This window comes from Cupriavidus sp. GW823-FHT06D04 (genome assembly GCF_058795055.1).
On record NZ_JBXAHL010000032.1, the window covers coordinates 1 to 13,507 of the forward strand.

The window sequence follows — 13,507 nt, forward strand, 5'->3', positions numbered from 1 at the left end:
CACATCACTTGCAGCGCCCCTTCAGGTGGGGGAGTTTGAGGTGACCACAGGTGGAGGAGTTTGGCCGACCATCGGGGATGAGGCTTCCGAAGTGATAAACGTAGACTGACGTCGATGGCATGCCCTCCGTTTCATCGATAACTAGCCCGGACAGATAGCCGCGGCTTTTGTAAAGAGCACGTAGTCTGTCGATAAGCTCGCTATCCGAGTAGCGGCGAGCCCTTGCGCGCATGATGCCTTGAGCGGTGTAGAAGATATCGCTTGGGACTATTGGTTCAAAGGCGTGCTCCTTCCGAATCCACATATCGGGGGTGTTCGTGACCCGAATCTTCTTTAGCTTGAACGAGACACGGTTGTAGACGTTGTGGCCAATGTACTTTTCGTTCGTCAAGATCTCCCGTACTGTAGATCGACCCCAAGGCCGGCCGAGCTCTGTCTCGATTCTCATCGCGTTCAAGCGTGCAGCGATTTCATGCTCGTTCAGTGACTCATCGATGAACCATGAGTAGATGAGATTGACAGTGCGCACCTCACTTTCCGGGCCAGGCATCAAGATTACGCGGTCAGTCTGAATGCTCTTGTGCTCGCCCCGTGCTAGCGGCCCTTTCATGACGCCGTGCTGGTCCACGAGTACTCGTCGCAGCCCATATCCAGCGGGCCCCCCTTGGCGAAAACCCAACTCAATGAGGCGGCATTGCCCAGCGAATACCTTTGAAGAGAGTTCGCGACTGTACTCGCCGGCCATCGCTCGCTTTACACCCTTGACGATTGTGGAGACAGGAGAACCGTCGTTCTCAAACTGCTCAGCGCAATAGGCAATCTGTAAGCCAGCTCTCCGGCAGATGTACTCGTAGTACGCGCTTTCGTCGGCGTCCTGGAAGCGGCCCCACCGGCTCACGTCGTAGACCAAAATTACCTTGAAATCCGCTGCGCCGGATTCGACGTCATGAATGAGATTTTGGAGCGCCTGCCTGCCGTCTATGCGTAAGCCGCTCTTTCCTTCGTCGGCATAGGTACGGACTATGCGAAGGCCACGCCGTTGAGCATATTCCCGGATCTTGTCGCGTTGATTCTCAGTCGAGTACTGCTGATGCTCAGTCGACATGCGGACATATTTTGCCGCTTGTACTTGGGCGCTCGATGGCGTTTCGCCATTGCGTTGGTGGACTGTCAGCATGATTTCGACTCACTGCCCGAAGTGCCGTGCCTATGCTCCGCCAGCCCCCAAGTTGGCGATCGTTGGGACGCGCACACCGTCATTTTTAGCAGGTTCAAACGCCTGGCGTCACACGTCATCTCTTTGCAATCATGACTCGCTCTGCACTCTGCCGCGCCAGGACTGTAATTCGGACGATCCACGGGTCCATCTTTGCAATCAGCGTTTGTGGCGCTGGAGAAAGGGCGTAGATGCCTGAGCGTACGGTCGTAAGCCGTTTCCACGCGTCCATCTTTGCAACGCGATTCGTCCTGTTCCGTCTCCTTTGTTGTTCTCGGTTGCGTACGGCATACGCAGGGTGAAGCTCGCGGTACTCATGCCAATACTCGGGGGGGGCCTCAGCCCAGTGGCGTTGGGCTTGCGCTTGGTTCTCGCGGTAGTCGGCGTCGGTCGCTAAGCGACGGCGCTGCCATTCGCAGCGCCGGCGACGCTGGCACTCAGGCGCTGGGCAAAAGCGCTGCTCGGGCGTTTGGGGGCGAACCTCGAACGGCAGTCCGCACGCCTGGCACTGCCTCACGATTTTCATGCGTCACTCCCCGCCGGCGGCAAACGGAGCGGGGGTGGCAGGCATCGCGAGCGTTCGCCGTGGCGCAACTCAATTAGTTAGCCAGATACTTCAATCATCCGGCGTAAGCTACTTTGAGATTCTCCCAGACAGTTGGGGCGGGTTCTCCGCAACAGTCGAGGTAGAGGCAGACAAGAGATTTCGAGGCGGGTGAGGCGGAACGCGAAAAAATGTGCGCAAAAAGTATCTTGCGGAGCGGTCCAGCTAATTCGCGCTTCTTTTCACTGCAGTCCAGCTAATTCCGGTTTTAAGACGGCCGAGCGGCGATGGAATTAGCTGTTAAATTATTGATTTTTTGGAAAACGCAGTCCAGCGAATTCCGGTTCCTCACAGTAGATAGGCGCATAACCTGAGAATCTTGGACCCATAAGTTGAGAAACTTATGGGTCTTTTTATTTGGTAGTTCGATTTTATGGGACTCAATTCACCGAGCGCGTTTGACGTAACAACCTGTTACATTCATATAATTGGAAGAATCGTCTTCAGCTGAAGGTGAAGTGAGCACTAACCAAGGACTTCTAGAATGGAGAGGGCATAGTGTCAGGTCCAGTTCCGGGTAAGTGTTCGGCGGCTGACCAGTTGCGCGCCGAAGCGGCGCTCACGGCTTACTACCTCTGTTCCGACGGAGCCTTTGGTGCCGGTCCGTTGTGCTATATCGATGCTTCCGAGTCGCAGCTACGTGCGGCTCTTGGTGTCGCGCATGACGCAGACCCTGTAAAAATTCTGGCCAGAGCATGCGGTGGGCCGGGGGCGATGGCTGATGCACTGGCGAATGGTCTCGTGCCATTTAAGCCCAAGCCAGGGCTACCGGGGTTCTTCCGATACCTCGTGATGACGTGTGCCATCGTAGCGACGGCCGACAATAACGACTCCACTCAGGATTTTGGCAAAAACCTCGCCCGAGCCTTCGGGAGTGAGAATCCATTCAACAATCGTTCGTCGTTGCCCGAGCCATGGCATCGGCTTGAGAACTGGTGCAACGAGGCGCAAGCCGCGGGGCAAGCAATTCGCAAAGTAACACTTCCCCCTCCGGGTACTGGCAAGCACCTAGGCTTCACCAACGCGATACCCTGCTCAGTAGGCTGAGCGATAACGTTGCGAAGGAGGTGGCGGCCCGCCTCCCTAAGAAGGCGCTCACCAAGTGGGGGGTATATACCCTGGCAAAGCAGATCGCAAAATGGATCGGTGTCAAGCTAACGAAAGTGACATTCGCTCGAGTTGCATCAAAGGCAGTGCCGGTGCTTGGCGGTTTGGCATCGGGAACCATCACCTGGGTCAGCTTCTCTCGAATGAGTTCACGCCTCCTTTCCCATCTTTCAGAGCTTCATCCGCATACTGGGCGCTGAATTATTTCGGGGCTTTGGACCTGCGGGGATGAGTAACCTTTGAACTTTGGAAGCAGTCGTCCCGTCTGGGCCCTCTCGAATGGCAGGGACGGGTCGGACTGAGAGGCGGCTCGTGGGTGTCGAGTGGACCTCGAGTTAAAGCAGAAGAGCTAGGCCGTCGTATGTCATGCCTGGGAAATGCGAAAAGAACAAAGTCTAGGAGTGAGCAAGGAATGCGATTCACCGAGTACGTGGTACTTGAAAGTGCTGACAAGGCAATCGACCCATTGGGGTTCCGCCGGCCAGCCGGCGCCTTGCAGGACATGTTGTTCCCGCAGTTCACGGTTCTGACGGTTCGCCCCGTCTACCTGAGTTCGCTGTGCGGCATTCTCGACACGCTCGCCGACGAGACGTTTAAGGCACCACAACTGTCGCAACGATTCCGTGCACTCGAAATCTATTGGGGCATCGCCAACGCGTCGGTCAATTCGTCGGTCATAAATGTGACGAAATATCAACGGCTACTCCGCGAGCAAGTCCGCTTGGACGGCATTCCGAAGCGTCATCCGATTTACCAGCGTCTTTCCTACGGCACTCTCGGTCACTACAGCAGTGCGGCACTGCGCTGGGGCCTTGTCGAACCGGATGGACGCACGCTTAGTTCGCTGGGCCGTCATCTCGCAGAAGCGTTCTCGTCGCGCACCAGGGCGCAGCCGTTTCGCGACGCGTTAGCGAGCTGGCAGGACAATCACGTCGTCTCGCAAGGTGATTTCGAACGGGCGGGAGAGCACTACAGCCTCGACGCGTCGGCTTCGCGCAGGGAAAGCGAGATCTGGCGTAAGCTCATCGACATCTGGTGCCAGAATAATCCGAGCGTCGAACCGTTGTGGCGCGCGCCGCCAGAATGGCAAACGTTGCAGGCAGGCGTTGCCAACGCCTCGGCTTATCAGACGTTCTGGACCGACGCACGCCAGCAGTATGACGGCCTCGTCACCGAACTGACGGCGATGGCCCGCTTCGAGCGGCTCGCAGCAGCCACGCAATTCGTCCTCGATCTGCGCATCGCGTCGCTCGAATATGGCAACGCGTTCCGGGATGTGCTGCCGCAGGGCGCGGAATCCTTTGCGGCGGCCGTGAGGGCACTGGCCGCCGCATACTTCGCCGCGCCCGCCTTCCACGACTCGCGTCACCTGTTCGCCAGCCTCGCACAATCCGCCGGCGACTTCGCGACGTTGACGCGCTGCGTGGTCGATCACCACATCGATCATCAGACGGCGAAGGGCACCTCACCGATCGTGAATCACGACGAACTGCTGGTGACCGGTCGCGTGAATCTCGTCACGCTTAAAGAAGCCCTGGCGATCTTCGACAACGCCTCGGACGACACGGCGGCTCAACTCGACGGCCTCCAATATCTTTATCGCCGCCAATGGCACTTTGAAAAGTGCCGCAGTTGGCACGACTGGGCGTTCCCGCAGACGGAGACGGTGCAATGACGGACCAGGTTGAATCGCTACGCGAGTATTTCACGAGCGTCTTCGAGTCATGCAACGAACGAGATAACGCGTTGCAGCACGTGGTGGTCCTCAGCTACGAGTTCGACGACCAGCAGGTGCTGAACCTCACTCTGCGGCGTTCGCTGAGCGCGGTGCTCGAGGCGCGCACGTCGGACATCGCCAATATGCTGCGTGTCGTGCCTGTGATGATCTACGACGCGCGTAAGACGCGTGAACACAACCAGTTGCCGCATTTTATGGAATTGCTGCCGGTGCGCGCGCAGCCTTGGACCTGCCATCACGCGAAAGCCTATCTGGTGGTCACACAGCGTCAGGTGCATCTCGCGCTGGGCTCGATGAACCTGACGCGCACCGGGCTCTTCACCAATCGCGAGGTCTTCGAAACCTTCACGTGGAGCGACAGCGGGAAGGGCGAAAGGGCAGACCTCGCCGTACTGCACGAGTTCGTGAAAGTGCTGGCCCGCGGCTACGCGTCGTTCGGTTCGAGGCCACTGGCTATGGCGATAGAGTCCGTTCGGCACCGGCTGGACCGCTGGGGCGCTTCGGAAGACAAGGAAAGTACCATGCTGATCCATCAAGGCTACGACGGCGTCGCAGGCCTGGAAGCGCTCGCTCGAGCATGGCGTAATGCATTCGGCGACGCGTCGCCGGAGCGCGCGATTGCCGTGTCGCCGTTCTTCGACCGCAACGCGCAGGGCGCGGTGTTCACACAGGATCTGAAGCGGACTTTCCCTTCTCTCAATGCGCTCGACGTCGTGACAGATGCGCTGGTAGCCAAGCATCTTTGTCGCGATCATTTTCGTGCGCTGCCGGGCACGCGGTTGTTTCTGATCCCCGAAACCCTCACCGAACGCGAGCGTGAGCGCATCGCGCAGGCCAATCAACCGGCTGACCTCGCCGCGCTCGCGATCACGCGCAAGCTCCACGCCAAGGTGCTGGTGCTGGCGCGCGGCAACGAAGTGCTCGTCTATTTGGGCAGCGCCAACTTCACCCGCAAGGCATGGTGCGGCGCCAATCACGAAATGGGCGTGGCGCGCGTGCACAGCGGTTCGGTCGACAAGTTGTTCGGCGCGATTTGCAACGGCCTGAGCGCAGAGCAAATCAACCGTTATCGTGATCTGCCGACCAACAGGCCGGACGAGATGCCCGAGTCCGAGGACGATTATCAGGTCCAGCCCAATTACCCCGAGTTCGTGCAGGGCATTGAGCTCGTTGAAATGACGGATTCAGACCTGATGGCATTCGACGTACGTGCCGAGCCGTTCGAACTTACGCAACTGGCGGACTACGACGTGAGTTGGGGCGGCTTGCCGCTTCATTTCACCAATGGACGCTCGAATCCGCTGGATCAGTCGCAATTGATTGGTCGGATCATCGGCGCGCGCAACCTGAAGTTCGTGTGCCGCGGCGCGTCCGAACACACCTACTACCTGCCGTTCCGGCATGCGGCCTCGCTGTTCCAGCAACGCGAGCGCTATGTGCTGTCCACCGCCGAAGACTGGATGCTGCATTACCTTGAGGAGAGGTTGCCGCTCGACCGCGACGCGGATGAATTCGTGCCGGGAGATCCGAACATCGTCGACGACGATCCCGCCGCCGCGATTCACGCCATGCGCGAACGCAACATCGTGATCGGGATGCAGCAGCATCTGAATTTGTTCGTGCGCGTGCAGGAGGTCTTTCGCAAACGCGCGGCGCAATGCCTGGAAGCGTCATTGCCCGAGCGGCCCCGCAGGTGGCTGGACGAGTTGGAAGAACCGCTCGTCACCTTCGCCGACGTTCTCTCGCGCGACGCAAAAGGCCGGGCGCAATCTGGCGCGGATTCATTGTTCAGGCTGGGCGAACTGGTGCTTTTCGCTCGCGAACTCGCCGCCGGATCGAACGCGGGCCACGCGTTATGGATGCGCCTCAAAGCTAAGTTGCCCGTGCAACACCATGACGCGGCGATCATGGAATATCTCAGCTTCTGCCACGAGGGTCTCTGATCGTGAGTTCGCAACGATTCGATACGGTTATTCGCGCGGAGGCTGAACGCCCGAGCTTCCAGAAGGATTGGGATCGCCAGCGCAATACGGCGCGCGAGTTTATCACCCGCTTCGAGGAAGGCTTCGACACGCAGTTGCTCGCCGACGAGGTGGGCATGGGCAAGACGTACGTCGCGATGGGCGTAATCGCCGCGCGGCTGCTGGGGGCGAGCCGCGCCGACGCGCGCGCATTGCTTATCACGCCGTCGAGCGCGGTGCTGCGCGCGAAGTGGGAGCAGGAGTTGCGCAGCTTCTCTGCGTTCTATGTGAACGGGCAGGACCGGGCGCGCAAACGTACGCTGCGTCCGCGTGTCGTGCATAGCTACTGGGAACTGATCGCGTGTCTTCACGCCTATAAGAACACCACTATCAGCCGCATCAGGGCGGAGGCGACGTGCTGCATTTTGCAATCAGTTTACGAATGGGCGTGCCAGAATAAGTACCTGTCCCGGCGTAGCGCGTTCAAGCGCCTGGAGAGCTTTGATGAAAGCTCGAAGAAGGCGCTGGAATTCGTCTCCAAGTATTCGCAGACCGGCTGGTTCAGTTACCTCGACGAACTGAAGGCCACGCAGGATCAGGCCATGCGCGGGCATCTCACCGCGCTGCGTACGGATGACAGCCAGGATGCCTGCAACTGGTTCAAGGACGCCTTCAAGGCGTTCGCGGCCAAGCAGGAGAGGTATTTGCCCAACGTGCTGATTCTGGGCATGTCATCGCTCGACCGACCGCGAACCGATCAGGTCGATACGCGGCGCTTCAGCACCTTCGTGCTTGGCGTGCTGGTGACGGGCCTGCACGCGCCCACTCGTGATGCGCTGCTGCGTTCGCTCCGCAAGGCCAACATCTTGCTGCCCAACGCCACCAAGAAGTCGCTCAAAGAACTCGCGTCAAGCGATCTGTATCGCACCCACGATTGCGTTATCAAGGCGCGCGACGATAATCCAGATCTCAAGGCACGCTGGTCGTCATTGCGTGCTGGGGCGGACGCCAATTCGATGGACTTCTTCAAGGATCTGATGAACGCAGTGGTTCAGCAGAAGCTGCGCGAGTCCGGAATCGAACTGGCCGTGGTGGACGAAGTACACAACTGGAAGGGCGGCAAGAATGGCGCGAAGGCGTTCAGCAAGACGTTCTCGCCTTTGATCCCCAACAAGCTGCTGCTGTCGGCCACACCGTTCCAACTCGAAGAGCGCGAAATGCGCACCGTGTTCGACTTCGCGATGGACAGGAACGGTCCAACGTATCGCGTGCTGGATGAAATTTATCGCGCGAACGGCGTGGTCGCCACCTGCCTGAGTGCTAACAAGATCTTTCAGAATGCGTGGGACGCACTCGCAGGCAACGACGAGAGTGTGGCCCGCCTGAACGCATTTTGCGAAGGTGCGGACGCCGCCGCTGTCGAACAGGTGCTTGCCAATCTGATCGCCGATCCGGGCACGCCTCCGGCGTTGCGCGCGTTCAGCCATGCCGCCGTGGCCTATCGCAAGGCCGTGGAACAACTCGCGGCCCTGCAGCGCCGGATTGTTATTCGCCATCTGAAGCCGCGCGTACATCGTTCGTTTCATGCCGGGCAAGACTTCGGCGCCGTCCCGACGACGCAACGCACGATGCTGTACGAGGTGGAAGGCATGTCGCGCGACAGCGATGCTTTCATTCATTTTCTGGCGATGCGGCTCGATCAGCAGACGCGCGCGGCGGATGGCAAACGCGATGTGGCCAATGCGCGTCTGATGAGCGGGCTGACGTCGAGCGTGAAGGCATTCGAAAGCAGCGCGACTGTGACGGCGCAGCGGAGGCGTGCCTTTGGCGCTGAAACGGCGAAGTACATGGCGATGTTCCGGCGTGTGCTCGGCATGAGCGAACATCCGAAAATCCGCGCGACCGTCGACCGGGCTTTGACCAACTATCAGAATGGCCGCAAGACGTTAATCTTCTGCGAACGCGTGGAAACGCTCAGCGAAATCGGTGCGATGCTGCAGTCGCGCATCAATCCCACTGAAGCCACGGAACTCGATTTGCGCGCGAAGCGCAAAAGTTTGCTCGAGGAGGCTGCGTTCGTAGACTTGCCGCTGGCGCGCATTTTCGCGCGAGCCTCGCAACTCGAGGCGAACCAGATGGAGAGTTTGCTGATCGAATGGCGGCCCAAGGCGGTCGCATTCGCAATCGACTGCCTGTCGCGCTGCCGTGTGAGCGTGACCGAGCGGCGCGTGTTCCGTTTGCTCGACCTGTGGCTTCTGGTTCAGTTTGGCCGCGCCCAGCGTGCGCGGAAGCCGGCCATGCGATTGTTTAAATTGCTGCGCGAAATGGCAATGTCGGATGGTGAGGGCCAACGCTGGCTCGGCACATCGCTTCTCGCGGCGGAGGGTACGAGCGCGGAATCGGCGGAAACCGTCGCGGAACTGGTCAACCGTCACGCCGGGACCTATTTCAAACTTCCGCTGAATCTCTGGGACGACGACACCGATTCTTTCGCAGTGAATTTGTGGGCGCTGCTCGAGTCGGAAGCGAGCCTGCTCGTGGACGGCGCCGACACCGACGCCGACGCGCGCCTGGTCGCGCCGGGTTTTTTCGACACGGTGCTGGATCTTCAGAAGGGCTTGCGCAAGGTGCTGCTGCGTCCGGACCTGTTCCGCACGTATCTGGGTCCGTTGCTGGCGAATTCGTCGGACGATCCGGACATGGCGGAGATCATTCGCGCTGTCCATGACGGCGTGCGTGGACCGCGCGGCATGGGTGAACCAATGTGGGGGCGCATGGTGCGCTTCCTGTTGAACCTGTGCGAAGCGAACGGCTCCATGAATACAGACGACCACACCAACACGCGCCGCCGCAGCTTGTGGCGCGGGGTCAACCTGCAGCGAAGCCGCGCCGGTGCGAAGCACGACGACGAAGTAAGCAACGACGCCAACACTGACGACGATTACGCGGTGCGCACGCTCGACGGCTCGATGAAACACGACGGCCGTATCGTGCTATGCGCGGCCTTCAATTCGCCGTTGGCTCCGGACATCCTGATCTGCACGTCGATCGGCTCCGAGGGCATCGACTTGCATCGCGAATGCGCGGAGATCATCCATCACGATCTGCCGTGGAATCCGGCGAGGCTGGAGCAGCGTATCGGCCGTGTCGATCGCGTGGGCAGTCTGGCGGAGGCAAGCCGGACCGATCAACCCGGTACCGGGCTCGTGCAGGTCGGTATACCGTTCCAGCAACTGAGCTACGAGCGCTTCCAGTACAGCGTGCTACTGGCGCGCGCCCAGCGTTTCGAGGTGTTGCTCGGCAAGCCGGACTTCGCCGTGGATGCCCTGGACGAGGAAGAACTAAATGAGAAGGAGCAGGGCGGCGTGCTCGAGGCCGTCACCGATCAGGATCTGACGCTTGAGACGCCGCCTCCCTGTTTGCCGGAAGAACTGGCGCGCTGGTTCAGGGTCGATCTGTCACTGTAGACGTGCAGCGGTGGGAGCGGTCGGGAAAGTGCGACCTCGTGCTCCATCTCTTCCACCACCTTGCGTCACCAGTGCTCGCCGCGATGCGGCGCGGCCGCATTCAGGCGCCCGCCGATGCGTGGCGTGGTCGCCACCAGCAAACCGTTTGCCGAGGGGGCAGAAGTGTTCGCGATTTCCGCGTGGTCGAACGGCTGGTACTCCGCACAGATCACGACATTCGGCGTTCGGGATGGCCGCTTGAATGGCTGTTTCACTTTGAAAGCGACCCTCAACTGCCATTCGACCAGTCACGGGCGCTACGGCAGCCCCCCGCCCAGCAAAGCCGTCACCCTCGAGGACCACATCCTCGAAGCCACTGACGACATCCTGCGCGTCAGCGCCGGCCTTCAGTCCTTCCTGACTTTGTTGGAGCTGCAGAGCGACACCATCCCCCAAGGCATCGGCCTCCACGCCCTGCTTTTGCCGCTCAAGCAACAGCTGGTCGAGAGCGTCGACCTGCCTGCAGGCACTTGTCTGACGAGGGAGAACCTGCTTACCCGCCAACGGATGAGCAGCGCTGAAAAGCAAACGGCGCGAGCCAACTGGTCTCGCGCCGCTCGCATTCTGGTGCGGTGGCATTCAAGTCACGGCGCTCACGTAGGCCTCGAACGCGCTGGCCTCCACCGGCGGACAGAAGAAGTGGCCTTGCCCGTAGTCGCAGCCGGCAGCCACCAGGATGTCGCGCTGCGACTCGGTCTCGACGCCCTCGGCAATCACGCGGATGCGCAGCGCATGCGCCATGCTGATGATGGCGCGGCACAAGGCCACGTCGTCCGGGCCCCGCGTCAGCGAGCGGATGAAGGACTGGTCGATCTTGATGTAGTCAATGTCCAGGCGCCGCAGGTACGACAAGGACGAGTAGCCGGTGCCGAAGTCGTCGAGCGCGATCTCGATGCCGGCCGCTTGGAAGCGGGAGAGCTGGTCCATGACATCGTCGTTCTGCTCCATCAGCGAGCCTTCGGTGATCTCGATGACAAGGCTGCCCACCGGCACGTTCCGGCGCTCGATCATGCTGGACCAGGACTCGGGCCCGCTCGCAGGCGCGCTGAACTCCACTGGTGATTTGTTGACCGAGATCTGGAAGCCATTGCCCAGCAGCACCTGCCAGCGCGCAAGCTGGTCCAGCGCTTCCGTCAGCACCCAGCGGCCGATGTCGATGATGAGGCCGGATTCCTCCGCAACGGCAATGAAATCGGCCGGGTGGATTGGCCCGCGCGCCGGATGGTCCCAGCGGATCAGGGCCTCGGCCTTGCAGACCTTGCCCGTGCGCAGATTGACAATGGGCTGGTAGTGCAGCGCGAACTGGCCGGACGCCAGCGCCGTGCGCAGGTCCTGCGTGATGCGCAGGCGCTCCCTCTCCGCATGCAGCAGCGCCTGGGTGAAGACCTTCCAGCGATTGCGGCCCTCCTCCTTGGCGGCAAACATCGCCTGGTCGGCGCACACCAGCAGGTCCTCGGCGTTGTCGGCGTCCTTGGGGTAGGTCGCCACGCCGATGCTGGCCGACACCACCACCAGCTCGCCGGCCAGGCGGTAAGGCGCGGCAATCCGCTCCAGGATGGCCTCGGCAATGCCCCCGGCAACGCCGGCATCGCCCACCGCGGGCAGGATTACGGTGAACTCGTCGCCGGCCAGCCGCGCCACGGTATCCGACGCGCGCACCGACGCCGCAATGCGCCGCGCCGCCTCCAGCAGCAACAGGTCGCCATGGTCGTGGCCGAGGGTATCGTTCACCTCCTTGAAGCGATCCAGGTCGATGAACAGCAGCGCCAGCACATCCTGCGTGCCGCGCGAACACTCGATCTCCTGTTCGAGCCGGTCGAAGAACAGGCGGCGGTTGGGCAGATCCGTGAGCGCATCGAAATTCGCCTGGTGCCGGATGACTTCCTCCGCCTGGCGCTTCTCGGTCATGTCATGGATCAGCGCAACGCGGCGGCGCTCGCCATACGCGTGGGCCAGGTAGGTATCCACGGTCAGGTAGGCGGGAAACTCGCTGCCGTCCTTGCGGCGAATCGAGAATTCGCCGCTCCATCTGCCCTTGGCTGCCACGGTGGCCCGCAGGCGCTCGACCAGCCCTGCCGCATTGCCTGCCCCGCTGACGATATAGCCCGGGCGGCCCTTGACCTCCTTGGCTGTATAGCCGGTGGCGGCGGCAAAGGCCGGATTCACGTCGATGATGGTGCCATCGAGCGACGTCACCACCATGGCCTCGCTGCTGGACGAATAGACCAGCGAAGCCAGCCGCATCTCTTCCATATGGCGCCTTCGCTCCCCCATGGAGCGGCGCAGGCTGTAGTACAACAGGCCAAGCAGAAGCGTGGAAGCAATGGCACCGGCCAAGGCAACGCGGCGATAGACCTCGTAGGGCGCCAGCACCAGGCCGACCGACTCGCCCACCACAAAATTGAGCCCGAACTCTGGCACACGGTAATAGCCGAAGACCCGCTCCACGCCTTCGGAGCCCGACACCGCCCGATAACTACCAGACTGGGGCGACCCGCTGGCGAGGTACGGCCTGTTGCTGACCGCCCTGGCCAGCGTGCCCTCCAGGGCCGGCACGCGCGCAATGACCTGGCCGGAAGTCTTGATGACCGACGCCACTTCGCCATCGCGGTTAGTGAACGTCTGCGCAAAGCTGGCGAACTGCTCCGGACTGACCGAGACCACGATGACCCCGTCGAAGCTGCCCGCGCGCAGGATGGGGCGCGTGAACTGGATCGACCATTTGCGCGAGACCTTGCCCTTCACCGGGTCGCTGATGAACAGCATGTCGCGCCCGCCCGCGTTCTGATGGACCCGGAAATGCTCGCGCCCGCTCAGGTCGACCTTCTGGCCGGGCGCGGGCGGGGCGATGGACGAGTAGATGAGCAGGCCATGCTTGTCGATCACCGACACCTGGAACGACAGGTCCACCACCAGGTTCTCCCGCTCACGCACCATGTCGATGAATCCCGGCTGGCCGACCAGCCAACTGGCCCGCAGGTCAAGGAGGAACTCGGACAGCCGGAGGATGCTGGATTTCGAGTACGCGCCGAACGCCTGGGCCTGCGCCTGGGTACGCTCCGCGGCGTCGTGCAGCAAGCGGTCCCGCTCGCTCACGAGCTGAAACGCCGCGAACGCCCATGTTGCAATCAGCCACGCCGCCGCCGCCAGGTTCAACGGGGAAAAGACCTGGTGCAGGCGCTGCAGCGCCTTGCCATATCGGGTGGTCGAGCGTTCTGGCATCAAATGGGTATCGCAGCGCAGCGAAGAATCGACATCGATAGCAGGCTAGTCGAGGTCAGCGAACCCGACAAGCGGCACGCACTCTAGTCCCGTGCTCACCGCGCGGAGCCGGGCCGGCGTGTGCCGAAAGCGGCACGTCGTGATAATGCCCCG

5 protein-coding genes and 2 pseudogenes are annotated in these 13,507 nt (G+C 61.2%); 4 read left to right on the top strand and 3 right to left on the bottom strand.

Annotation, left to right across the window (positions count from 1 at the left end; translation table 11 throughout):
* Positions 1-76 precede the first annotated feature (76 nt).
* Positions 77-1,177: pseudogene (locus AC1Q7H_RS29400) on the bottom strand (recombinase family protein); the annotation flags it as partial.
* 2,162 nt (positions 1,178-3,339) lie between these two features.
* Here AC1Q7H_RS29400 and AC1Q7H_RS29405 point away from each other — a divergent pair.
* From AC1Q7H_RS29405 to AC1Q7H_RS29415, 3 genes are read left to right on the top strand one after another with little or no spacing between them, the layout of a single operon-like run.
* Positions 3,340-4,602: a hypothetical protein gene (locus AC1Q7H_RS29405; protein WP_492382047.1), complete on the top strand. Its 1,263-nt coding sequence runs from the start codon at positions 3,340-3,342 to the stop codon at positions 4,600-4,602.
* Positions 4,599-6,608 carry a phospholipase D-like domain-containing protein gene (locus AC1Q7H_RS29410; RefSeq protein ID WP_492382048.1) on the top strand — a complete coding sequence of 670 codons (2,010 nt, stop codon included), beginning with the start codon at positions 4,599-4,601 and terminating at the stop codon, positions 6,606-6,608. The genes AC1Q7H_RS29405 and AC1Q7H_RS29410 overlap by 4 nt, the downstream gene beginning before the upstream one ends.
* A gap of 2 nt (positions 6,609-6,610) precedes the next feature.
* Complete coding sequence (locus tag AC1Q7H_RS29415) at positions 6,611-10,093, top strand: helicase-related protein (RefSeq protein ID WP_492382049.1); 3,483 nt, start codon at positions 6,611-6,613, stop codon at positions 10,091-10,093.
* Positions 10,094-10,158: 65 nt separating this feature from the next.
* Here the strand turns inward: AC1Q7H_RS29415 and AC1Q7H_RS29420 are convergent, their stop codons facing one another.
* On the bottom strand, positions 10,159-10,347 hold the full coding sequence (locus AC1Q7H_RS29420; RefSeq protein ID WP_492382050.1) for a hypothetical protein: 189 nt from the start codon (positions 10,345-10,347) through the stop codon (positions 10,159-10,161).
* Between AC1Q7H_RS29420 and AC1Q7H_RS29425 the strand changes: the two are divergent.
* A pseudogene (locus tag AC1Q7H_RS29425) lies at positions 10,256-10,525 on the top strand (hypothetical protein); the annotation flags it as partial. The gene AC1Q7H_RS29420 and the pseudogene AC1Q7H_RS29425 sit on opposite strands and share 92 nt — an antisense overlap.
* Positions 10,526-10,711: 186 nt before the next feature.
* Here AC1Q7H_RS29425 and AC1Q7H_RS29430 read toward each other — a convergent pair.
* Positions 10,712-13,354 (bottom strand): bifunctional diguanylate cyclase/phosphodiesterase, encoded by a 2,643-nt coding sequence (locus AC1Q7H_RS29430; RefSeq protein WP_492382051.1) that lies wholly within the window; start codon positions 13,352-13,354, stop codon positions 10,712-10,714.
* Between the last annotated feature and the right edge of the window lie 153 nt (positions 13,355-13,507).